At 55.7% G+C, this 24,727-nt stretch carries 13 protein-coding genes; 4 read left to right on the forward strand and 9 right to left on the reverse strand.

Annotation, left to right across the window (positions count from 1 at the left end; translation table 11 throughout):
• Positions 1-46: 46 nt before the first annotated feature.
• Entirely contained in the window at positions 47-2,569 is a 2,523-nt protein-coding gene (locus OHL22_RS12430; protein ID WP_263337616.1) for a tetratricopeptide repeat protein, read from the reverse strand.
• Positions 2,570-2,735: 166 nt separating this feature from the next.
• Between OHL22_RS12430 and OHL22_RS12435 the strand changes: the two genes are divergently transcribed.
• Positions 2,736-4,613 (forward strand): CRTAC1 family protein, encoded by a 1,878-nt coding sequence (locus OHL22_RS12435; RefSeq protein ID WP_263337620.1) that lies wholly within the window; start codon positions 2,736-2,738, stop codon positions 4,611-4,613.
• A 13-nt stretch (positions 4,614-4,626) separates the two neighbouring features.
• On the opposite strand, the gene OHL22_RS12440 is transcribed toward OHL22_RS12435, so the two are convergent.
• A complete protein-coding gene (locus tag OHL22_RS12440; protein WP_263337622.1) occupies positions 4,627-6,189 on the reverse strand; it encodes a tetratricopeptide repeat protein in 1,563 nt (520 codons plus the stop codon).
• An 864-nt stretch (positions 6,190-7,053) separates the two neighbouring features.
• Between OHL22_RS12440 and OHL22_RS12445 the strand changes: the two genes are divergently transcribed.
• Positions 7,054-10,539 carry a TonB-dependent receptor gene (locus tag OHL22_RS12445; protein ID WP_263337624.1) on the forward strand — a complete coding sequence of 1,162 codons (3,486 nt, stop codon included), beginning with the start codon at positions 7,054-7,056 and terminating at the stop codon, positions 10,537-10,539.
• A gap of 108 nt (positions 10,540-10,647) precedes the next feature.
• On the opposite strand, the gene OHL22_RS12450 is transcribed toward OHL22_RS12445, so the two are convergent.
• Positions 10,648-11,997, reverse strand: a complete 1,350-nt coding sequence (locus OHL22_RS12450; protein ID WP_263337625.1) for an alpha-L-fucosidase — start codon at positions 11,995-11,997, stop codon at positions 10,648-10,650.
• A 458-nt stretch (positions 11,998-12,455) separates the two neighbouring features.
• Between OHL22_RS12450 and OHL22_RS12455 the strand changes: the two genes are divergently transcribed.
• Positions 12,456-13,250, forward strand: a complete 795-nt coding sequence (locus tag OHL22_RS12455; RefSeq protein ID WP_263337628.1) for an IclR family transcriptional regulator — start codon at positions 12,456-12,458, stop codon at positions 13,248-13,250.
• A gap of 24 nt (positions 13,251-13,274) precedes the next feature.
• Here the strand turns inward: OHL22_RS12455 and OHL22_RS12460 are convergent, their stop codons facing one another.
• Positions 13,275-14,618 (reverse strand): TrbI/VirB10 family protein, encoded by a 1,344-nt coding sequence (locus OHL22_RS12460; protein ID WP_263337630.1) that lies wholly within the window; start codon positions 14,616-14,618, stop codon positions 13,275-13,277.
• A gap of 243 nt (positions 14,619-14,861) precedes the next feature.
• Between OHL22_RS12460 and OHL22_RS12465 the strand changes: the two genes are divergently transcribed.
• The gene (locus OHL22_RS12465; RefSeq protein ID WP_263337631.1) at positions 14,862-17,588 is read left to right on the forward strand and encodes a glycoside hydrolase family 3 C-terminal domain-containing protein; all 2,727 of its coding nucleotides are present in this window, start codon (positions 14,862-14,864) and stop codon (positions 17,586-17,588) included.
• Between the two features lie 42 nt (positions 17,589-17,630).
• On the opposite strand, the gene OHL22_RS12470 is transcribed toward OHL22_RS12465, so the two are convergent.
• The 5 genes from OHL22_RS12470 to zwf all read right to left on the reverse strand — a co-directional run bounded on the left by OHL22_RS12470 (position 17,631) and on the right by zwf (position 24,703).
• Entirely contained in the window at positions 17,631-19,307 is a 1,677-nt protein-coding gene (locus tag OHL22_RS12470; RefSeq protein ID WP_263337635.1) for a DUF3300 domain-containing protein, read from the reverse strand.
• Between the two features lie 264 nt (positions 19,308-19,571).
• On the reverse strand, positions 19,572-20,288 hold the full coding sequence (locus OHL22_RS12475; protein ID WP_263337642.1) for a hypothetical protein: 717 nt from the start codon (positions 20,286-20,288) through the stop codon (positions 19,572-19,574).
• Between the two features lie 130 nt (positions 20,289-20,418).
• Positions 20,419-22,521, reverse strand: coding sequence for a M56 family metallopeptidase (locus OHL22_RS12480; RefSeq protein ID WP_263337644.1), 2,103 nt, complete (start codon positions 22,519-22,521; stop codon positions 20,419-20,421).
• Between the two features lie 19 nt (positions 22,522-22,540).
• Positions 22,541-22,933: a BlaI/MecI/CopY family transcriptional regulator gene (locus tag OHL22_RS12485; protein WP_263337647.1), complete on the reverse strand. Its 393-nt coding sequence runs from the start codon at positions 22,931-22,933 to the stop codon at positions 22,541-22,543.
• A gap of 396 nt (positions 22,934-23,329) precedes the next feature.
• Positions 23,330-24,703 (reverse strand): glucose-6-phosphate dehydrogenase, encoded by a 1,374-nt coding sequence (gene zwf / locus OHL22_RS12490; RefSeq protein ID WP_263337651.1) that lies wholly within the window; start codon positions 24,701-24,703, stop codon positions 23,330-23,332.
• Positions 24,704-24,727: the final 24 nt, after the last annotated feature.

Below are 24,727 nucleotides of genomic sequence, written 5' to 3' on the forward strand. Positions count from 1 at the left end.
GAGTGATGGCCACAATCTTTCTCAATCTAGATATTTGTTCAGGCTGCTAGGGCCGTGACGGCGTGTCAATTACCCGCAGCGCTTTGGCAACATCTGCATCCGAGGGATTCAGCTTCTGTGCTTCCAGAAGTTCGACGCGACCGTTTTTCATGTCTCCAGAATGGCAATAGATCAGTCCCAAGTCTTTGTGAAGCAGCGGCTTTGCACTGCAATTGCCGCATACCTGAATCGCTTCCTTCAGCTGCGAAACAGCCTGCGGCCAATCGTGCGCGTCGGCTGAGGCAAGTGCAAAGTTGCCCAGCGACTGCGCTCGATCCATGATGTGCTGTTCTTGCTGCAACTGCTCAAATTGCGCCTGTAACCGCTTTGCCTCATCCGGATTCGTTTGCGACAGGATGCGAGCCAGGCTGTATAGCGCCTCACTGTAATCGGGACGCAACCGGATAGCTTTGCGCCAACATTCCGCCGCGCCAGCGGAATCTCCCTTATGCTCCAGTTCCTTGCCCAGCATAAACTCAGCCTCGGCATTGTCTGGCCGTGCTTGGATTGACTTGCGGAGTGTCGCGATTGCCGTATCGGTCTCACCCGCCTGCCGCGCGATCAATCCGAGCAAATACCAGGCATCTGCCTGCCCCGCATCCAGCTTCACCGCAGTCTCAAGCTCTGGCTTTGCCTCTGTGTTACGCTGCAAATCGAGCAGAACACGTCCCTTGTTGTAATGGGCCATTGCGCTCTGCGGATCGAGTTGCGCTGCTGTCGAAAACTCAGCAAGCGCGCCATTCAGATCGAACCCATCTGCAAGAGCAATGCCAAGATTCAAATGTGCACCGACAGATTTAGGATCGAGTGTCACAACCTTACGAAACAGAGGCATCGCCTCACTGCTGCGATTCAACCGCACCAGCACCATCGCATAGGCACTCAGCGACGCAGGATTGTTCGGCTCCAGCTTCGTCGCGCTATCCAGCGCCTGCGCCGAATCGGCAAAGCTTCCTTCGCTTGCCAGAATGATGCCGAGATTCGCAAACGCCTGCGCGTACTTCGGATTATTCTCTGTCGCCTTGCGGAAAAGCTCTTCCGCTTCGGAGCCGCGATTCGTCTGTCCGTACAGCACTCCGAGATTGTTCTGTGCCTCAGCGTATTCCGGGTCGATAGAGATCGCGGTCTTAAACTCCTTCTCGGCCTCTGCTGCGCGGTTCGCCTTCAGGGCAAGCATCCCCAGCTGGTTGTGAACCGGGGCCAGATTGGCATCGAGTTGCTCGGCCTTTATCAGCGCGTCATGTTCGGCGCTCTCATCTCCGGTTTTATCCAACGCCAACGCCAGATTGTAATAGGTGCGCGCGTTGTTTGGATCTTTCGTAATCGCATCGCGATATTTCGCAACCGCTGTCTGCGCGTCTCCTGTCTCCAGATCCTGATTGCCCTGGTTGGCGGTTACATTAGCAGCAATCTCCTGCCCCTCGGCTGCTTTCTCTTTCTCAAAGAGGGCAAGCTGCTTTTTCGACTCTTCCGCATCACCCAGAGTACGCAGCACGTTGGCGAGCTGAAACCGCGCCTTGCTCGAGTTCGGCTGCACTTTCAAAGCCTGCTCCAGTATAGGCTTTGCTTCGGCCGCCTTGCCCTCATGCGCCAGCACAAAACCGAGGTTGTACGATGCGTCAAAATCTGCGGGCTTCATCCGCACAGCCGCGCGTAATTCTTTCTCCGCATCCGTATAGTTGCCAAGTCCGCGATTCACTACGCCGCTCAGATACAGCGCGTCAAAGTCATGCGGCTTTCGTTGCAGATACTCGCTCACGACCGGCTGTGCTTTATCAAACTGCGCCAGCACCACCAGTGCCTTCAAATAAGATACCCTAGTCACATCATCGGACGGATCAATGCGCAACGCCTGCGCGAACTCCGGCGCAGCCTCGCCGAAACGATCAAGCTGGGTGTACACGATTCCAAGATTGAAATGTGCCTGCGCGTAATCCGGATGTTCCTGAACGATCGCCTGCATCGTCTTGAGCGCGGAATCGGTATCGCCATTCTTCGAATAAGCTATCGCCAGATTAAGCTGAAGCACTTCATCCGCAGGTGCATTCTTCAAGGCTGCAATCGCCGCCGTATAACGCTTCTCTTCGATATAAGCCTTCGTCAATCCATCCAGCGCCTTTACCGATTGCGGATCCTTTTCAAGGATCTGCTGAAACACCTGAATTGCTTCGTCATTCTTCCCTGTCTTGCTCAGTGCAAATCCCAGTGGCAGCAGAATCTGCTCCGTGCCGGGATTCAACTTTGAAGCCGCACTCAACTCCACTGCAGCCCGCTGCGCCTTACCGCTGGTAAACAGCGCTACACCAAGGTTGTAATGCCCTTGCCATGAACCCGGGTCGAGCTTAACCGCTGATTCAAAAGCTGAAATCGCGCATCCAAATTTTTGTTCACTTGCGAAATGCGCTCCGAGCGCATCATAAGCCGCTGCCGTCGGATGCGTTGCGATTGCTTTCTCAATGTCCGCGGGACCATGGCACGGAGAAGTCGCCTGCGCCGCAGCAAGCCCTGGGACCGCCGAGAACACAAGCACGGCGGCACACCCTCCCCATAGATTCCACACTCTCAGCGCCGCCCCGCGTTTCGGCTCCGAGGGCCATGTAACAGAACTCGAAGTCTGCGCCGGTTTAGGCAAGATTTGTGAAATCTCCGTGTCACAGAGTGAAACCGTCCGAGAGCACATCTGAGCTTCGGGGCGATTGGCTTCCATTTATACCATGGCCGCTATTCACTCGGCACGATGCCGCAACCGCCATTTCGCAGCATCCCACACGCACTGCTACAATCCCGCGCAGGATATGGAATTACGGTGCCACGCTTCCCTGACGCTGATTGTCGCGTCTCTCTTTCTTCTGCTTCCTCATGGGCTTTGGTCTCAGATGGGTGTTGCCACCGGCAATGGTGTCGCCGTGCCTGCGCGTCCGCTACCCCCAGGCATGAAGCCGCCAGTTGTCAACTACGAAGACATCGCTGCACAAGCAGGACTCACCGCAGTGAATGTCTCAGGCGCCGAGAAAAACAAGCAATACATCGTTGAAACCACAGGCAACGGCGTCGCCATCGTTGATTACGACAACGATGGCCTTCCCGATATCCTGCTCGTCAATGGCGGCAAATTCCAATCCGGCGCAGCAACCCCCGAAGCGGTGCTCTATCACAATCTCGGCAATTTCAAGTTTGAAGATGTCACGCAAAAAGCAGGCCTCACGCACACTGGCTGGGGACAAGGCGTTTGCGCCGGTGACATCGACAACGATGGCTATAACGACATCTTCATCACCGAGTGGGGACGCAACGTTCTCTATCACAACCAGGGCAACGGCACCTTCCGCGATGAAACGGAAAGCCGCGGCCTTGCCTCCCCTCAGACGCGCTGGAGTACCGGCTGCGCTTTCTTCGACTTCAATCGCGATGGCTTCCTCGATCTGATCGTCGTCCACTACATTGAGTTCGATCCAGCTAAGACACCGCACCCCGGCGAACGCTCACAATGCGAGTGGAAAGGTATGTCCGTCATCTGCGGTCCGCGCGGTCTGCCCGCGGAAACAGTGACGCTCTACCAGAACGACGGTCATGGACATTTCACCGATGTCTCTGACGCCATGCACATCACTACGCCCAAAAACTATTACGGCTTCTCACCCGTCATCGATGATTTCGACAATGATGGATGGCCCGATATCTTTATTGCATGCGACTCCACAGCAAGCCTCTACTTCCACAACCTTGGCGGCAAACGCTTTGAAGAGATCGGTGTCTCCTCAGGACTCGCCTACAACGATGAGGGCCGTGAACAAGCAGGCATGGGCGCGGCCGCGGCAGACTTCTTTCACAAAGGCCGCTTCGACATCTTCAAAACCAACTTCGCCGACGACACTCATACCTTCTATCGCAATCAGGGCAGCAACAACTTTTCCGACGACACCATCGACACAGGTCTTGCCGTCAATACGCGCTACCTCGGTTGGGGCACTGCCGCAATCGACTTCGACAACGACGGATGGAAAGATCTGATCCTCGCCAACGGCCATGTCTATCCCGAAGTTGACTCCGGCCACACCAGCGAGGCGTTCAAGCAGAAACGCCTGCTCTACTGGAACCGTGGCGACGGACAATTTTATGATCTCTCGCCGCAAGCCGGCCCCGGCATCAACACGCCGCACGCGTCGCGTGGTCTCGCCGTTGGAGACCTCAACAACGATGGCCGCGAAGAGATCGTCATCGTCAACATGGGCGAAGCGCCAAGCCTTCTACGCAACAACGCTCCGTCTCTCGGCCACTCCATTCTTATTCGAGCACTCACGGCTACGGGACGCGACGCCATCGGAGCCCGCATCACCGTGACCGCCGACAAGGTAAAGCAGATGGACGAGATTCGCAGTGGCGGATCGTACATTTCGCAGAACGATCTGCGCCTTCATTTCGGACTCGGCAAAGCAACCACAGCGGACATCTCCGTCCGCTGGTCTGACGGCAAGACTGAAACCCTTGCAGGAGTGGCCGCAGACGAAGTCGTGACCATTCAGCAGGGCAAGGGCATCGTTCAGAAAAAGCTCTACACTTCCATCAAACAATAACCCTTGCTCAGAATTACAGCGGCTGTTGACGCGCCCTCGCAAGCATCTGACGCATGAACTCATCCTGCGGAAACACATCAACATAATGCTCAATGGCAGCTAACGCCTCGCGATACTGCTTCAGATCGATCAGCCTGCCGACGCGCGCTTTCTGAATCTGCGGATTAAACGGATCCAGCGCATACGCCTGATTCAGCGCATCCAGCGCCTCCTGTTTGCGCCCTTGCTGATTGAGCGCCTCAGCAAGATCGGCATATGTTGTCGCTCGCGGCGGCCCGAGCTTCACAGCGCGCCGCAGGTGATCTTCTGCTGCGGCATAGTTTCTGCTCTGCAATTCACGCCTGCCTGCGCCCGCCTGCACTAGAACACTGTCAGGCATCGACTGTTCCAGTTCCGATAACAGCTTCAGATACGCTTCCGTATATTCCGGATGATCCGTGGAGAGCGTGCCATAAGCCTCGAGCAACGTTAGCTTCGGTAGCGGCGCATTCTTCGCTTCTGGCGCCGGATCAAGATCCACAAGATCGGGCAACGACGCCGTCGTCTGCTTGAACGTCTCCTCGGGAAAAGGCTCATCTGGTCGCGCCAGAATACGGTGATTCGTCGCGCTCGAGTGTGAGATCACTTGAATATCGCGCTTCGGCATATGGCAACCTGCGCAATCATTCGCCGGCGTCTGCTTCAAGCGCTGCTCCAGCGGAATCTTACAACTCTGATTCGTGTGGCAGGTCATGCACTTCTTCGCAAAGTATGCGGGCGCTTCCGCGCGGGTCGGCTGCACATGCGGATCGTGACAGGTAATGCAACTTAGCTTTCCACCACTAGCGCGATAACATTTGCTGAGCATCATCGAGTAGTAGTGCTCCACATGATCAGCATCAGGAGGATGCTCGCGCGTCGGCGGAATCAGCAGGATCGACAGCACATTATCCAAAGGCTTCCCCGGCCTTACATCCGCATAGCTCTTGCCCGGCTTCAGCACACGCACATCGCCCGTCTGGTGGCACGCCATGCAGACGTTGTCCGCCATATACGGCGTTAGTCGCGACGGATTCACAATCGCAGTGCTCGCTGGCATCATCCCTGGCTTGCTCATGGCTGCAATATGCGCCGCTCCGGGTCCGTGGCAATTTTCACAACCGATCGAGGCTTCATGAAACACTGGATCGCCATATTCGCCGTTGGCCCCTTCGACGACGCTGGTACGCCCAGAGTGGCAGAACATGCACCCTGGCAGAATTGGCCGGTTAAACCCGAGATCGGCATACTCGTATCCCGGTGATGCCCCCCACTGTCCCGGTTTGGTGTAAAACGACACTGGCCCCTGAAACAGATAGTGGTCCCGCTCTACCACCGGTCCGTACCCGTTGATGCCGGAACCGATAAACCACCTCACCTCTCGTGTGTCTCGGAAAATCTCGTTCGCGTCCGACCCCGTGGCAAATTCGCTCTGATATACCTTCCCATCCTGGCTGAAAATATCGAAGTGCCGGTTCAGCCGTTCGTTGGAAACCTGCGCAGGCATGCTGCCATTGGGTAAAACATCGGGAACCGCCACCGATATTGACCGTCCCATGGCTGTCTTCTCATATTCCCTGTAGATTCCCTCATGGCACCGCGCGCAGGCTTGAGAGCCGACATAACCCTCCTTGCGAAGTCCCTCAAGGGCGCTCGCGGACGGAACCTTCGATTCCATTCTTTGAAACGCATACACGGTTTGAGTACGAAATACTTCTCGAAACCCAAACAGCGCAACCAGCAATATGCCAACGAGCACTACAACGGTTTTGGTCCGTGTTGTTGAACGAGACTGTCCGTTCATGGACGCTCCATCTCCGCGCAAAAACCTAGTACTGCCCGAAGACAGTGTAGGCTTTCAGTGCCATAACGCTAGTGTTTTGAAAGAACTTAGCTTCCCAAGATGTGGTCAATCTTACCGCACACAACCCGGCGGAAGCACACACGGCCGATGTGAATCCCATCCGCCCTTTCTCCGTCCAGACACTCACCGTCGGAACCTCAGATTGCCCCAGCTGATTTTGTTTCAATACTTGAACTATCGATTTCACAATCAGAATCACGCGAACAAAGAATTACCTTGACAGTCCACCTTTCGATTGAGTATATGTTGCCACCATCGGTTGTTTTGCCGCTTCCGTAAGCTCCTGAAAACGCGAGTCCCCGCGCTTTCAGCAAGCGGCCTCGGAAGAATAGCTTTTACAAATGATTCCCGTTCCCGGTGGAACATTCCGATTCGAAAAATGCTGTCCCTGTGTTTCGCTGATTGGCAATTAAGGTTTCAATACTCTGGCAACTGAACGTGCTCTGGAACAGCCCAGTAAAGGAGCTGTTCGAGGGCAAAACGAGAACGGGATTCCGGCAGGATCACGCTTGACCGGAAATCAGAATCACTTCGGACGAATCATTTGGAGGTCCATCTATGCAGGTTACAGGCGCGCCAGCCTTACGAGCGGCCAGGATTCATTGGGTTGTCTGCATCTTGGCGGCAATAGTTGCATTACTGGCGGTTCCCAGCTTCGCTCAGCTCTCTACGGCGTCAGTGAACGGCGTCGTTCGCGATCCAAAGGGCGCGGTTGTACCGGGAGCCACCGTAGTTCTTCACAATGTGGATACTTCCGTCGATCACACGTCCGTCACGAACGGCAGCGGCGAATACGTTCTTCTTAACATTACGCCCGGCAAATATACCCTCCAGGCCTCCGCTAAAGGCTTCGATCCTCAGCAAATCTCACAATTCGTACTCGCCGTCGACCAGATTGCAACCTTTGACTTCGCTCTGGCAATCGGGTCGGATACGAAGGTGGTTACGGTGGAAGCGCTCGCGCCTCAGCTCGACGTAACCAGCGCAAACCTCGGCACCGTCATCGAAACCAAGCAGGTCAACGACCTCCCTCTGGATGGACGAAATTTTACCGCATTGCTTGCGCTAACACCGGGCGTTGTTCCAATCATGACCGGCCAGAATGCGGGCATGAACGGCGGCGGCGGTTTCGGCGCACCAGTCGCCATCGGTGCCGATTACGCATTTCCATCCATCAATGGCCAGACCAACCGCAGCGACTACTTCCTGATGGACGGTCTCAACAACTACGGCACGCTCGAAAGCACCTACGCAGTCCCGCCGATCATTGATGCGATCCAGGAGTTCAAAGTCGTATCCCACACCGACAACGCCGAATATGGCGACGTACTCGGCGGCGTAGTCAATGTCGTGACCAAGAGCGGCACCAACGAACTCCACGGCTCGGCATGGGAGTACATCCGCAACAACGTTTTCGACGCACGCAACTATTTCCTGCCGCAAGGCACCTCCAACGCTTTCCATCAGAATCAGTTTGGCGCGGCCGGCGGAGGACCAGTTGTCTTCCCTAAGCTCTACAACGGCAAGAACAAAACCTTCTTCTTCGGTGCATATCAGGGCTGGCGTTATTCGCGCCCAAGCAACAACAACCTATTAGTTCCAACAGACGCCGAACTGGCTGGCAACGAGGCTGATAATGGACAGTTGCCTATCTATAACCCCTATGAGACCGTACCCTCTGGGAACTTCTTTACACGCCCTGCGTTCACCAACAATCAGATTCCCTCCAACCTCATCGACCCCAGGATGGTCGCATACGCGCAGTTCATCTTCCCCAAGGCCGGTTCCTTCTTCAGTCCAAACGGTCATGGCGGATTTCTGTACAACGCAGTGGACACCACTCCCCTCGTTCAGGATCAGAATGAATTGAACGGTCGCATTGACCAGACCTTCGGCCCGAAGGATTCTGGATGGTTCCGCCTCAGCGCCATCAACGAAAAAGTTACATCATCAGGTGGACTGCCCGGGCTGCCCTCGACATTGATCATCCATGCTCGCGACTGGGGTGGCAGCTATGTACACATCATTAGCCCCACCAAGATTATTCAGGGCCAATTTGCCAAGACCTCAGTCCTAGATAACTCGACGACTCGATTCGCGGCCTCAACCTCAAGCATCTACTCGACCGTCGGATTTGCCGACTCGTTCGCTAATGGTTTCGCCGGTGCGGGCGGAGGATTTCTCATCCCCGGCCCCGGAATCAACAATCTTTCAAACGGCGGCGAAAGCATCGACGACACACCGCAGGCCACTAACAGCTTCGAGTACAAAGGAACTTACACCCAAATCCTCGGCAACCACGAGATCAAGTTTGGTGGTGGCTATATTGCCACCGGCTTCCTGAGTCCTCTCTCACAGATTGGTCTTAGCTTTGGCACTCAACCCACTGATGATCCAAACCCAAACGATACCGCCTCGACGGGAGATGGGCTCTCCTCCTTCCTCCTGAACGTTCCCACCGGAGGTAGCCGCCGAAACGTGTATGAGACCGAACGTCCTGGTGGCCTGCTGGCGTTCTTCCTGCAAGACTCCTGGAAAGCGATGCGCCATCTAACCCTCAACTATGGTCTCCGATATGACTACCCATTCATCCCGGCCTACGGCACCAACGCCACGATAGGGGAACAAGGTGGTATCGAGACTGGCGACATAGACTTCAGCAACGGTACTTATATTTTGCAGAAAGAACCGCCGTTGTGCAGCGTGCGCGGCCATGCCCCGTGCATTCCCGATGCGACTGTGGCGGATCCTGCTATATGGTCACACGTTGTTGTTGCGCCCTTCGGACACATCTCACATAACGTCCACTCCAACTTCGGCCCTCGCTTCGGCTTTGCCTGGCAAGCTGACGAAAAAACCGTGGTTCATGGGGCATTCGGCATAGTCTTTGATGACTGGGCCGCTGTTACGCAAATGGCACAAAACATAGAAGGCTCATGGCCTGATATTGGTCAGCAAATCGCCCCGGTCTCGACGAACGTTCCAACCTCTGGTAATCCAACTCCAACAGTCACAGCCCAAAACCCTTTCGGAAGCGGCGCCAGCAGCCTCTTCCCACCTACATCACCATTCACCAGCAATCAATGGTTCTATGATCCACACATCAAGAACCCGTACTCGGAGCAGTGGAATTTCGGAATCCAACGCCAGTTAAACCCCTCGCTGGTACTGCGCGTCGACTATGTTGGATCGGGCTCTCACCGCACCAATGTTGGTGGCCTCTACAACACAGCTCTCACGCCAGGCCCAGGCGACACGCAGCCTCGTGCCCTATATCCCTACAGCATCCCAACCTTCTATGACCGAAGCATCGGTACGGCAAGCTATAACGCTCTGCAGGTACAGCTCGATAAGCGCTACGCCAACGGATTCTCCTATCAGGTGGCATATACGTGGTCTAAGTCGCTCGCGGAAGATGATGGCTGGTTCGGGGTCGAGGGTGAAACTGTCCAAAATCCCTACGACCCTCAGGCTTCGTATGGTCTGTCGGGAACCAACCTGCCGCATGTCTTCTCAGCAAACGGTCTCTATGACATTCCGGTAGGTCCAGGTAAGCGTCTCTCCACCGGAAACAAAATCGGGGACTATATCCTGGGCAACTGGCAGCTCAACGACATCTTCACCTTCCGCAATGGGCAGAACTTCACCGCCTCGGACAGTGCAAACAACGGTGATCAGGCGAACATCGGAGGTGGAAGTCAGCGCGCCAACCAAGTCGGGGACCCACATCTCGACCATCGCACCACCAGCGAATGGTTCAATATAAATGCTTTTGCCATCCCTGCGAGATACACCTTCGGCGACGCAGGCAGAAACTCACTTCAGGCTCAGCGATGGATCAACATGGATATGTCGGTCATACGCTCCTTCCCGTTCTGGGGTGAAGGCAGGAGATTCGAGTTCCGGGCTGAGGCCTTCAACATCTTCAACCATCCCGTTTTCGGAATACCCAATGGTGATGTCAACAGCTCGGGCTTCGGGTCAATCAGCAATACTGCTAACGGTCCAAGGCAAATGCAATTCAGCGGCAAGATCGTTTTCTGATCCATCAACCCACAAAAACCAAGGCCCATCGGATTTCCGATGGGCCTCTTTCTTCCTTTCAAAAACCGGCGGCGCAAGTCTGAACCCACGCCGCCCTCCATTGAGAACTTAAACCCCCATGCGAGGCCTGTTCTTCCTCACAAAGTCCGTATCCTGCTTCGGCTCGGATTCGCACTCAATCGCAATCGTCGTCACCGGATAATCAGGAGCTTCCATTGGAAGATCCGTAAACTTCACCCGGAACTCATCCTGCTTGAACGGAATCGATTCGCCAGTCTTCAACAATTTTGCCGACTTCACCTTAGTCATCAAACCACCGATGGCAACATACTCACCGGGCCAGAAATGCACATGCATATAAAGCGTATTCCCGATGCGTGTAAAGCTGGCGTAAGTCGAGCGCCTTACCTGGCATGTCTCCGAGTCGTAGATTGTATGACCATTCACAGCCATCCACTCGCCGACTTCACGCAGCGCCCGCACCGATGGCTCCGGAATCGACCCATCTGCTTTGGGCCCTATGTTGAGCAGATAGTTACCCGTGTCACGCGCACATGTAATCAGGTTGCGGACAATCGTTTTCGAGCTCTTCCAGTCATCATCCGCCGCTTGATATCCCCAGCTATCATTCATCGTCATGCACGATTCCCACGCGCGACCGCCCGACTCAGCAGTGATGTGCTGCTCCGGCGTCGAGAAGTCACCTGGCAGTCCGTTGCGATTGTTCACGATGATCTCCGGTTGCAACTGAAAGACCATCTCATTCATCCGCTCCGACTCCCACCCCTTGGCGTCGAGCGGCCAGTCCACGTCATACCAGAGCACATCGATCTTGCCGTAGTTCGAGAGAATCTCGCGAATCAATCCATGCGTGTAATCAACGAACCTCTTACGCGAGTCCTCATTGGTCGCGCACAGCGCGCCATCTGGATGATGCCAGTCCATCAGCGAATAGTAGAAGCCGACATGCATACCCTCTTCTCGCGCAGCCTCCACATATTCGCGAACAGTATCGCGTCCCGGTCCCTGCTTGGGTGCGCAATAAGAAGTGAGTTTTGTGTCGAAGTTACAAAATCCTTCGTGATGTTTGGTCGTCATCACCATGTACTTCATGCCGGCCTGTTTCGCCAGTTTTGCCCATGCACGCGGCGCGCCGGGATACGGATGAAATATCGTTGCGTGCTGTACATACTCCGGCACCGGAATTCCTTCCTCTTCCATCACCCACTCGTGGCGGCCGATCGTGCTGTAAACACCGAAGTGAATGAACATACCGAAACGCGCTGCATGCCACCAGCGCATGCGCTCAGCCCGCGTGGCATCTCCGGGTTGAGGAGGAAGAGTCTTCGCAGGTTCCTGAGCGCAGGCTATACCGGCATAGCCGTTACCAGCCGCCGCGGCAGCCAGGAGCGAAGCGCCTGCACCTTGCAGTACGCTGCGCCGTGTAAGTGGAGTCATGTGCATAGATCCTCTCTGCAGATTGAAAATGATTGTGTTATGCGCTTGCCCTTCCATGTTGGCCGTCGTCGATTGCAAGCGGCGAGATTTGCCTGGATCAAACCCTTGTTGTTGCTCGAGCTGGCTAAAAATCCATCCTCGAAAAAGGATTTGCCCTCAGCCTTATCGTTTTACATATTGAACTGTTTGTTTCGAATTTTGCCTAAGACGGCTCAGGCACACCACTATCGTTTCCGGAGATATAGGTTGTCAAGACAAAGCTGTCTGACATCGAGTCCACACAAAGACGGACCCCCTGATACAGTGGAATGAAACATTCAGGTGTCTCTCGGACGCAGCAAAACTGCCGATCTGAATAGAGCTCCAAAGTAAGTGGGAACTGGCATTCATAAAGGAATAAAGAAGGTCTCTCCGCTCTGATAGCTGTAAGAGACCTCAATACAACGGAGGTAACAAGCATGGCATTGGTAGCCGAGCGAGTCCGTAGATCCAAATCTGCTCCAGTCGGAGTAGTAGGAAAGGTCATTCAAATTCTGGAAAGACTGGACCAGGCGCCAGGAGGATTGTTGCTGCGCGAGATCGTTGACTCGACTGGCATTCATAAAAGCACTGCATATCGATTTCTCTCGCATCTCGCTAACGAGGGATATGTCTTTCGCGATGTCGACGGTTATTACATGGTAGGTCCAAAGCTCGCGAAGCTGGGCACCAGCTCTACTTATCAGGCCACGCTCTGCCGCACCAGCGCAGAGATCCTTAAGAAGCTGAATGCAACTACCGGCGAAACGGTAAATCTTGCAGTTCTCGATGGGCACGAAATCCTCTACCTGAGCGTCTTTGAGAGCTTCCATACCTTCCGCATGGTTTCACAGGTGGGCACGCGACGGCCGATCTTTTGCACCGCCCTCGGCAAGGCAGTTCTTGCTCACGTGCCCCCTGAACAACAGCGCAAAATCATTAGCTCCATCAAATTTGAAAAGTTTACAGATAACACGATTGCTTCAGCCGACGAGCTACGCAAGGAGCTCATCAAGGTACATCGGCGCGGTTATGCGCTCGATGAAGAAGAAGCCGTAGCTGGCGCCCGCTGCGTCGCATCTCCTGTACTCGATAAAGACCTGAAAGTGATTGGCGGTATCAGTGTTTCAGGACCTACTGTGCGCCTTACCCGCACCCAGGTTCCTGTTATCGCAGGCTATCTAAAGACTGCAGCCGCGCAGATCGCTTCTCGGCTTCAGGCGCTTTCGCTCTGAAATACATCGTGTACTGACACACCATCAATTCTTGGGTGTCAGTACTGGAGCACGCAGTGGAGTAGTTTGAATCTCGATTCGCGTGTCTTTGCGAAAGACTACGTCATGCCCAGGGCGAAGAAAGTTCTCATAAAACGACAGCCCTGCAGCATAAAAGCCGATGCTGGCAGCCACATTACGATCGCGGGCGGCTATCCCTGCCACCCGCCCCACCAATCCGAATCCGTTGGACGCAACCCCGGTCTGCGCGGTGAGATTGCCATCATCATCCAGAGCTCTGCCCGCCAGCAGGGTGAGTAATAAGGGAGCAACCGCGCTCGATTGATTGCGCGGGCTCACTGTGCCTTCCGCGTCAAGCTTCAGGTCCTGTGTTTTTTCGGTGGAGGCCCCAGCAAGCGCGCCCTCTATCTGCGTTCCCATCCCGGTTGGAAATTGTATGGACTGAAAAGTAAATCGCAGCTTGCCGTTTCTGCCCAAAGACCTCGCCGGTTTGGCATAAGTCACGTGGCCCAGCAACTTGGAGCCTTGCGGTATTACAAGTTGACGATCTTTATCAACGACAGGCTCGACAACCAGCGCTGTAACCGCGTCTCCTGTCTTCGCTGTTGCGGAAGAAATCCCTTGATCAAGTGTCGCGTTCACATGCCAGGTTTCTGGCTTTCCCTGCGCTCTCGCCTCGGTATCCGTCTGGACCGGTGGCACGGCCGTCAGCGTTACAGGCTCTGCTAATTCAAAAGTCCATGCCGTTTTCGCACGAATCCGTTCCGGATGATACGGCAGTTGGTGATAGAGCATTTGCAGCGCCCTGTCTTTCAGACCTGGCGCTGTGATCAGCGCTGCCTGGTTATGTAGCTGATCTTTCAGCGTCGCCATTTGCCTTATGAAAAAAGATCGTTTAGGTGCAACGCCGGGCGTCGTCAGATGCAGTACAGGCGCTCCATCCGAAACAGGCAAGGCCTTGATCGGTTGTAAGTCTCCGGGAAGATCGATCTCATTGAATTGCACCGAGGCAATATGAAATGGAGTGAAATCGCCGCGCAGCCGGCCATGCCATCGTGTCCTTTGGTCAGGCTCAAGACTCGTTACATTGCCGCGAACATGCGTATGCGCTGACGCCACAAGCCGTCCATCGGCGTAAATGGGATAAACCAGTTCGCCATCGAGAGCCTCTCCGGCCTTCATCGGATAATTGCGAAGAACCTCTACCTGCATGCTCGTTCCAGCAGGCAAAAACGCCGCGCGATCCTGTTGTTGTTCCTGCACAGAAGGTGCAGTGGCGGTCGTTGCCGGCCTCTGGCTAAGTGACTGCCCCGATAGAGTTGTTCCCAACAACAACCAACCGCCAGCAAGAAGATGGGATCCGCACACGATCGCCCGTACTCCGAACTTACTTTGCATTGCAAACCTAACCGTAAGACGAAGCCGGAGTGAAAAGGCTAGCTGGTGTCGGATACTTCTAGTCGAGTCGTCTATTCGTGCCCTACATACCGTCAGGAGTGATCGTTCCGCAAAATACAACCCCGTAATTGGCCATCGCAGAAGCGGATGTGCGGCAGCATTTGTTTTCTTGAAGATCAACCACTTAATATAGGCTCGCCGGAGCATTTGAAGATGCCATACAAATCGATTTATCTCGCAGCCGCCCTGTCAGTTCTCGTACCTTTTGCTATTTCGTCATCGTCGGCTAGTGCGCAGTCGCAACCACCAGCGGATATGCCACTCTACAACCCATCGTTGCCCATCTCCCAGCGCGTTGATGATCTCGTCTCTCGCATGTCTCTGGAAGAGAAGGTTTCGCAATTGACCGATCAGGCGGCAGCCATCCCTCGGCTCGACGTGCCAGCATACAACTGGTGGAATGAGGGATTGCATGGTATCGCTCGCTCCGGCTACGCCACCGTCTTTCCGCAGGCCATTGGCAATGCTGCCACATGGGATACTCCGCTGCTGAAGCAGATCGGCACAGTGGTCTCCACTGAAGCCCGTGCCAAATACAACGATGCTATCCGCCACAACAACCACGATCGTTATTTCGGACTCACGATCTGGTCGCCCAATATCAACATCTTTCGCGACCCGCGCTGGGGCCGCGGGCAGGAGACCTACGGCGAAGACCCTTTCTTGACTGGACGCCTCGCCACTGCGTTTGTCGAAGGCATACAGGGTGACGACCCAAACTACTTTCGCGCCATCGCCACTCCCAAGCACTTCGCCGTGCACAGCGGCCCTGAGTCAACACGACACAGAGCAAACGTAGATCCCACCCCGCACGACCTTTGGGATACCTATCTGCCCGCCTTCCGCGCAACCATCACCGAGGGAAAAGCGGATTCACTGATGTGCGCCTACAATGCCGTCGATGGCGTTCCGGCATGCGCCAACAAGCTACTGATTCAACAAATACTGCGTGGGGACTGGGGATTTCAGGGATTCATCACCTCAGACTGCGGCGCCGTAGACGACTTCTCCTCAAAGATCGGCCATCACTACTCTTCCTCCAATGAGACCGGCTCCGTAGCTGCAATCGAAACCGGCACCGATACGGACTGCGGCACCGAATACAAAGCGCTGACCTCAGCGGTTCATGACAAGCTCATCGCTGAGTCTCAGCTTGATGTCTCACTCAAACGTCTTTTCACCGCGCGCATTAAACTCGGCATGTTCGATCCGCCATCACAAGTTCCTTACGCATCCATCCCCTTTTCGGTCGTCAACTCTCCCGAGAATCAGGCTCTTGCTCTCCGCGCCGCACGTGAGTCGATGGTGTTGCTGAAAAATCAAAATGGACTTCTCCCGATCCGTCCAGCCGCAGGCAAAACTCTAGCCGTCATCGGTCCTCTCGCAAACTCCCGTATCGCTCTCGAAGGCAACTACAACGGCACTATCCGCCAGCCCATTCTTCCCATCGATGGCATCGCCACTGAATTCGACTCGGAACACGTTCTCTATGCAGAAGGTTCGCCCTTCATTCCTGGAGGAGCAGTCCCCGTGCCGCGCACGATGTTTCGCACCACTCCCAATTCCGGGACCGTAGGACTCACTGGCGAATATTTCGCCAGCCCGAGCTTTGAAGGTAATCCTGAACTAACGCGCACAGACAAAGAAATCGACTTCAACTGGAGTCACGCCAACCCAGTACCCAGCCACTGGACAGACACCACGGCAACCAGCTTCGCCGTTCTCTGGACCGGAACCATCACTCAATCTCCCGCGCAAACGAAAGACTTCACGATCCATCTTCCCGACTGCTATCCCTGCGGCGGTAAGGTGAGCTTCGCCATCTATCTTGATGGCCAGCTCCTGAAACCTTCGCCCTACAACAGCGATAACCACTCTCAGGCACGTGCTGACGGTCCCATTCAGCACTTCCCTATCTCATTCACAGATACTCTCTCACATCAGTTGCGCATGGAGTACATCCAGAGCGGCCCAATTGAAGACAGCGGCATCACGCTTGAGTGGAACCCCGACGCCGACCAATTGCGTGCTGAGGCGATCGCTACAGCGAAGAAAGCCGACGTAATCCTCGCTTTCGTCGGTCTCAATCCGCGTCTGGAAGGCGAAGAGATGCCAGTCAAGGCTAAGGGTTTCTCCGGCGGCGACCGCACCGATATCGTCCTGCCAGACGTGCAGCAACAGCTCCTGCAGGCCCTTGCCGCAACAGGTAAGCCCATCATCGTCGTTATGCTTAATGGCAGCGCCCTCGCCGTCAACTGGTCGGCAAAGAATGCAGCCGCCATCCTCGAAGCCTGGTATCCCGGCCAATCGGGGGGGCAGGCCATCGCTGAGACACTCAGCGGCAAAAACAATCCCGCAGGCCGCCTGCCTGTCACCTTCTACACTGGCATCGATCAGCTCCCAGCCTTTGACTACTACTCGATGGCAAACCGCACCTACCGCTACTTCAAAGGCGATCCTCTCTATCGCTTCGGCGACGGCCTCAGCTACACCACCTTCAAGTACTCAAACCTGAAGCTCTCCACAACCGATCTGAGCGCAGGCGACACGCTGACTGCGGAAGCAGACGTTGCCAATACCGGATCTTCTGCCGGTGATGACGTAGCCGAGCTTTACCTCAAGCCCCCGCATACCGATGTCTCACCACAGTTAGCCCTCGCCGGCTTCCAGCGCATCCATCTCGCTCCTGGAGAAACCAGACACATCACCTTCCATCTCGACCCACGTACGCTCTCGCAAGTCGATGACAAAGGCATCCGAGCCGTCACCGCCGGAGAATACCGTCTATCGCTGGGCAGTTCTCAGCCCACAGGCGATGCCGCCCAGAGCGTAGTGACAAAGAACTTTGCCATAAAAGGGAAACAGGAGCTGCCAAGATAGCAGCTCCTGCTTAAACGACCACAACTGAACAATCAATCACAATCAACGATGGTGTCCACCACCATGACCACCGCCGCCATGCCCTCCACTATGTCCGCCACCACCGCTGTGGAAGCTACCCCCGCCGCCGTGACTTGAAAAGCTCTGCGCATGTGGTGCACTGAAGCTATGCCCGCCGCCACCAAAGCCCGAGAAGTGCTGCGGCTGGGCAGCGTGTCCCGAGAACCCATTGTAAGAAGTCCTCGGAAAACCTCCAGGCTGCCGATAGCCCTGTACCGGAGTTCCAAAACCTGAGCTCGGGCGACCTCCGAAGCTACCCGGCGACTGCATCCGGTATCCACCCTGCGAGTAGCCACCATAGCTGCCGGGACGGCCATAACCACCCTGTATCCCGGCCTCTGGATGCGTCATTCGCTGCGGCATTCCGTTGTATCCCTGCGCCGGAAGCCGCCCAGGCTGCGTACCGCTCATCCCGTAGCCGCGATACGGCGTTTGCGCCGTTCCGCCATACCGGAAGCCACCACCGTTCTCCGCGCGTTGTTGGTAGCCGCCGTATGATCTATAGCCATTCGAACCATATCCCTGCCGTCCATATCCCTGGCCGCCGCCGGCGTTATACCGTCCACCGTAGCCTGCCCGGGCGCCTCCATGCGGCAGCCCCCAATCGCGAACGCTACGGCTATGCGAAAAGTAGCCTGCATGATTGAACATCACCGAATGCGCATGCCAGTCCATACCCCAGCCGTGCCATCCCCACAGAAATCGAGTAAAGGCCTCAATCCCGTAGCCAATCCCAAATCGGATTCCCTGGAATCCCCAATAAGCCGCCGTCCCACCCCAATAAACAAATCCGGGATACGGCAGAATGGATGCGCCATAGACTGTCCACGGGTTATACGTCGGCACATACACCACGTCCGGATTCGCTGGCTGCAAATCAATCGACCCGTCGTCGTAATTCATCGACTCCTGCGGCGTGTTCTGTAGATTGCCAGCCTGCTGCGCTCTCGCGCGTAGCTCCTGCACCGTATCCATCACATCCTGAGGCTGGTTGTAGTAGGCATTCCCCAGTGCGACCGTCCAGTTCATGTTTTGCGCAAGCTGTGACAGCACCTGTGGAAACGCCGTCAGCGCCTTCACGCTCGGATCCCAGTTCTGCTGATCCGCACCATATGCAATCTGATCTGGAGCGGCATTCCCTTGAGCCTGCCGCCACTGCGCGGCATCCGAAACCTGCGCCGGGTAGGTCGATGCAGCAAGCAGCTGCGCCAGCAATCCGTCCGGATACAGCGCTACCGGAGCCAACAACTGTTCGAGTTGTTGACGCCCCATTGCCTGAGCCGAACCCGAATACTGTCCATATCCCGGCTGCCCGTACTGCTGGTTATAGTTGGGCATCTGCCCATACTGATCCTGATCATACTGGCCTTGACCGTATTGATTTTGACCGTATTGCTGTGGATAGGAAGGCTCATCCGGGGGATCGGGAACACCATATCCGTCCGAGCCGCCCTGCCCGTATTGCTGTGGATATTGTTGAGGGTAAGCCCCTTGCCCATAAGGTTGCTGGGCCATCAATACGCCAGTAACCGTCAGCAACCCAAACAGCACCATTGACTTAGCGATCAGGGAGCCTCCCCGATCACGGCCGGATCGACCGTTTACCTTTTGTCCAACAGGAACACTACGAGAGAGCGAAGCGCAATTGCGGAAATCCATCTTTCTGCCTCTCAGTGGATCGCTCCACCCACATCCAAGCCTCAGATGCAGGAAGGCGCTCCACACGATGGCCGGAGCGCAAAATCCACGTCGAATTCATCCGCCGCTATTTCTTCTATTGATCCAGTCCGGCGAATGAGTCCTTTGTGTGGACCCGCGATACCGCGATAAGTTCCGCTCTCATCCGCAGAATCATGAATATTTCGCGTAAAGGCTGTCTTGCACGAATTTAGGGCTGGCTCGGCGCTGATTTGTCATCGCCGATCACTCATCCAGCTTGAAAATCTTGATCTTCACCAACTGAGAAATCGTCGGGTTCTTAAATCCCCGCTCCTTCATCCGCTCCACAAACGGCGCGTCGATCTTAAACACCGCCATCTGGATCAGCTCTTCTTTCGTCGGCGAGAAACCCATCGCACGCACCGCCTTCACTTTCTCCGGTGAGACCCCTACCGCCTTCATGCTGACCAGCTTATCGGCTTCGAGTTCCGGATAACCGCACTCGGCCATCCCCCGCACATACGCCGGATCGACCTTCAGCGCGCGCAGCGGAATCAGCTTTTCCGATGTCATCCCCGATACCTTCGCGTCCTGCATGCCCTTCACCCAATCCAGCGAAACATCCAGAAACACATAGGTCCGCAGCCGATCCTCGTTCAACCCGTCAAAGCCCATCGTCTGCATCCGGCGCACAAAATCTTCGTTCGGCGTGAACGACGGATCTCCATGCAGTTCACCGTCATGTACCGTTCCCACGCACCGCACTTCGCCCGCATCTGCTTTCATCCGGGCGTCCACGTGGGCGCCCTCATGCGTCAGGTCTTCCGGCGTCACCCCGCTCCAGCGCTCCCAATGCATGTTGTTCGTATTGTCCGAGCAGTGCCCTCGATCGCCGCCGCAATCCCCTTGCTCAAAGTGAAACTCCAGCCGGTCGCCCCAATCCGATTTTCGAATCGAACAGTAGCCGCCCGTTTCCGCCAAAGCAACTCCTGCCGTTGCCAACAAACACATGCCAAGCAAAATTGAGCGCATAACTTTCCTCCCTCGCCCTGCAGGGGCAAGAAAATCAGATAAGAAATTTTGAATAGAGACGGTCGCGAGCGGCGCAGACCTACTCGTCCAGCAGTCCCGACATCTTCAGCCGCAACAGCTTGTCGATGTCCTTGCCATCAAAGCCATGGCTGCGCGCATCGGCCAAAAACTTATCGTCGAGATGAAAGACAGCGGCCTTCTTCAGCTCCTCAACCGTGATCTGCGGAAACTCCTTCTTGAGCCACGTCACGTACTCCGGCGTCATACCTTGCGCCTTCAGCGAAATCAACTGTTCTACATTCATATCGCCAAGGCCGCTCTGCTTCATCTGCCTTGCATATTCAGGAGTGACGCCAACGGCTTTTTCACTCATCGCTTCATGCAGGTCCTTAGGAGCCAACCCGCTCTGCTTCATCTCTGCCAGATACTCCGGCGTAACCCCCAGAGCCTTGAGTGACATCACCTCGTGAGCGGTCGGCTTGCCGAACCCAACCGAGTCCATCTGCTGGATATACTCCGGTGTTACACCTTGCGCCTTCAATGAAATGAGTTGCCGTACATCGAGATTGGTGAATCCGCTCTGCGCCATCTCCCGGGAGTATTCTGGTGTCACTCCTACAGCTTTTTCCGAAATCGCTTCATGCAGATCTTTCGGAGCCAACCCGCTCTGCTTCATTTCCGCCAGATATTCCGGTGTAATCCCCATCGCTTTGAGCGACATCAACTCATGCGCTGTCGGCTTGCCGTACCCCACCGAAGCCATCTGCTTCGCATATTCCGGCGTTACTCCAACCGACTTTATCGAAACCAGCGTATCGAAGTCCTTGTTCAGATCCATCGCATACCCTGCCTCGCGCATGCCTTCGATATACGAAGTCCCAGAATGTTTGTCCGTTGAAGAGCCTGCTGCATCCTGCCCCTCGGCTGCGCTGTCCGGCGAAGCGTCTGTTTCAACCTTTGCGGTCACATCCGTCTGTGTCTTTGCAGTCACGTCTGCATCTGTTTTCGCGGCCGCATCCACCTTCACACCCGGCGCAGGCTTCGGAGCCACGCTCTGCGTGACTGCGGCAATCGCCGCAATCGAGTGATGTACTGCGGGACTCACCGCCGCCACTGCCGCATTCCACTTCGGTCCAAGCGTCAATCCCAGCAAAACCACACCGGCTACTGCAACCCTCACTCCGCTCGTCATCCTGTTCTCCATTTGCCCCTCTTCTCCCAGAATCTTTTTCACCCGTCCCAGCAGCGACCCGTTGCCGTGCAACGCCATCGCCAGCTGCGCATGCTCGATTTTCTGCTCCTCAAGCCGCAACAGGGTCTGCGCATACACCAGCGCATCGCTGCAGCTTGCCACTGCAATCTCGTCGCAGCACACCTCGCGCCGGTAGCGCACCGTCTTGCTCAGCCACCACACTGCCGGGTGAAAGAACAGCACCGTCTCCAGCGCCGTCTGCACCAGGTTGCACGCATAGTCCCAACGCCGGATATGTCCCAGCTCATGTGCCAGAATCGCCTCCAACTCTTCAGGAGCCAAGAACATCGCCGCGCTCACCGGCAACAGAATCGTCGCTCGCCACACACCCATAGCCATCGGCGAGATCACCTCATCGGAGATCCGCAGTGCAACCCTGCGAGTGACCCGCAACCGCGCGCAAACGGCGCGCAGATTCTCTTCAAGAGCAGGCGGCACAGCCCGGCGAGCCGAGCGCCTCAATCGCTCCAGTTGCCGCAATCCCCCCAGCGCTCGCACAGCCAGCAGCACAACCCCCAGCAGCCACAGAACATCCAGCCACGGCAGAATTCGCTCCGCGTGCAGGTCAAGCCACCACTGCTGCGCTGGAGCTGCAACAGCTTTTTCCGCCATCGCCGAAACAGCCGCGGGCAGAAGCAACGGATGCCCGGTCGCCAACCCCGAAGCCTCTGGCAATACCGCACTTGGCAGCACAGCAAACGAGTGCATTTCTTTCGCAAAAGTGGCAATGACAGCCAATGGCATCAGTCCCAGAGCCGCAAGCGCCACCAGATAACGCACCCCTGATTGCGCCCGCACCGTTATCCGGTCCACCACGGCAAATACAGCGGCAATCGCCGCGCCTTGCCAGCAGAAATGCAGCAGCGTCCATCCCAGCGCCAGCGACTCCTCGCGAGTCAGCCATTCATGCATCCACGCCATTTCCTGCATTGCTTCCTCCAGCGTTTTGTTACCCGGCCTGCGCCATCCGCTTTTTAGCAATCAGCTTTCGAATCTCATCCAGCTCCGCGTCGCTCGCGCTTTCCATCTCCAGCGCCCGCATCGCCAACTGCGCCGCACTTCCCGCGAAAAACCGGTCGCTCAGCTCACGCAGAAAGCGGAGTTCAGTGTCCTCCTGCGAAACGGCGGCGCGGTACACATGTGCACGCTCGCTTTCATCGCGGACTACCAATCCCTTCGCCGTCATAATCTGCATCAGTTTCAGCACGCCCGTATACACCACATCGCGCTTCTCATTCACTGCTTCAAATAATTCCCGTACTGTCGACGGTCCGCGATCCCACAGGATTCCAAGCAGCTCCAGTTCGCCTTCCGTCGGTCGCGGTATTTCTTGCTTCTTCATCATGCTCCGAAAGATATACGATGACTTTCGTATTTGTCAACGAAGATTTTCGTATATCCGCCAAAATTTCCCTTGCAAAGCGACTGCAGAGAATTTCGGCTCAAAGGCGCACAATAAATAAGAAGGCCCGCATTTTGAGAAATGAAAAGACCGCAGGCCGACGAGGAAAGAACGATATCACCAGCGCCAAAGGCGCGACGCCATCGCGATATCGCCAATTTTAATCAATCAGTTAACAGGCAAACCACTCAAATAAAGGCATCTACCTGATTTCGGCGTGTATGAGAGCGGCGGGCAGCGTTGCTCAAATAAATAATTACCCCCTCCCCTCTATTATTTCTCCACTTCTTCGCCTAGCGACTAATGAATGACATATTCAAGGCAGGCTGTTGCAGCTCAAACTTCCGGATCAAGCCATGGACCGTCGTTGCCGATCAGCTGATTAGCTTCCTCTGGCCCCCAACTGCCCGGAGCATAGCTGTAATACGGAGTGACAAAACCGAGCACTGGCTCGACAACCCGCCATTGCGCCTCAACGAGATCCTGACGGGAAAAGAGTTCATTGTTGCCTCGGCTTGCATCCCCCAGCAACCGCTCATACGGGGGCATATCCCTTACCGCCTCGCGGTGCAGCTCCAGCTCCACATCGCGGCCTACCATGCGCTCGCCTGGCGTCTTCACCCGAACGCCCATTGCGATCTGCATATCCGGGCCGAGCCGGATGCGCATGTGTGCCGATGTATTTGGCACCAGCTCTCCGAAGGTCTCTCGCGGAGGACGCTTGAATTCGATAACCGCCTCCGTACAGGTCACCGGCATCATCTTGCCGGCTCGCACGTAAATCGGTACCCCCGCCCAACGCCAGCTATCAATTTCAAACCTGACCGCCACAAAAGTCTCCACCGGCGACCCCGGCCTGACACCCGGCACCGACCGGTACCCTTCATACTGGCCGCGTACAATATTTTCCGCAGTCAGCGGCCTGATCGCCCGCATCAGTTCGCTCCTGCGGTTGCGCACACTGTCGTGGTCTTCCCCCGTAGGAGGATCAATCGTAAGATTCGCCACCACCTGCAGCATGTGGTTCTGCACCACATCCAGCAGCGCTCCTACTTCGTCGTAAAATTTGCCGCGGTCCTGCACGCCAAAGTTCTCAGCCATCGTGATCTGAATGCTGCGCACATGCTCGCGATTCCAGATCGGCTCAAACATCGGGTTGGCAAAGCGCGTATACAGGATGTTCTGAACCGGCTCTTTGCCCAGGTAGTGATCGATGCGAAAGATGTTCCCTTCGGGGAAGTATTTCTGCAGCGTCATGCCCAGTTGATGCGACGATTCGACATCGCGTCCAAACGGTTTTTCAACGACAACCCGCGCATTGTTGGCGCAACTGGCCTGCGCGAGATGCTCGGCTACCACACCAAAAAGACTCGGTGGAATTGCCAGATAGTGCAGAGGCCGCTGCGCATCACCTAGTTCCTTCTTTAGCTGCTCAAAGGTGCTGGGGTCGTTATAGTCTCCGTCGACATAATGCAACAGATCGATCAGCTTGGCGCAGCTCTCATCATCCGGGCATCCATGATGCGAAAGGCTGTCTTTCGCACGCGCCTTGAACTGGTCCAGATTCCATCCGGCCTTGGCTACTCCGATGATGGGAAGGTTGAAACCTTCGTCGCGAATCAACCCGCGCAACGCGGGAAAAATCTGCTTATAGGCAAGATCGCCGGTTGCGCCAAGAAATACGAACGCGTCGGAATATGCGGTGCTCATCGGTCTCCTCTGGAACCGCATTCA

Origin of the sequence: Acidicapsa dinghuensis (genome assembly GCF_025685685.1) — a bacterium.
GTDB classification, from domain to species: domain Bacteria; phylum Acidobacteriota; class Terriglobia; order Terriglobales; family Acidobacteriaceae; genus Acidicapsa; species Acidicapsa dinghuensis.

Coding starts and splice junctions, on each gene's coding strand:
- OHL22_RS12440 (WP_263337622.1), bottom strand. CDS start 6,189: ATGGGACGGTCAATATCGGTGGCGGTTCCCGATGTTTTACCCAATGGC.
- OHL22_RS12445 (WP_263337624.1), top strand. CDS start 7,054: ATGCAGGTTACAGGCGCGCCAGCCTTACGAGCGGCCAGGATTCATTGG.
- OHL22_RS12450 (WP_263337625.1), bottom strand. CDS start 11,997: ATGACTCCACTTACACGGCGCAGCGTACTGCAAGGTGCAGGCGCTTCG.
- OHL22_RS12455 (WP_263337628.1), top strand. CDS start 12,456: ATGGCATTGGTAGCCGAGCGAGTCCGTAGATCCAAATCTGCTCCAGTC.
- OHL22_RS12465 (WP_263337631.1), top strand. CDS start 14,862: ATGCCATACAAATCGATTTATCTCGCAGCCGCCCTGTCAGTTCTCGTA.
- OHL22_RS12470 (WP_263337635.1), bottom strand. CDS start 19,307: ATGGATTTCCGCAATTGCGCTTCGCTCTCTCGTAGTGTTCCTGTTGGA.
- OHL22_RS12480 (WP_263337644.1), bottom strand. CDS start 22,521: ATGCAGGAAATGGCGTGGATGCATGAATGGCTGACTCGCGAGGAGTCG.
- OHL22_RS12485 (WP_263337647.1), bottom strand. CDS start 22,933: ATGAAGAAGCAAGAAATACCGCGACCGACGGAAGGCGAACTGGAGCTG.
- zwf (WP_263337651.1), bottom strand. CDS start 24,703: ATGAGCACCGCATATTCCGACGCGTTCGTATTTCTTGGCGCAACCGGC.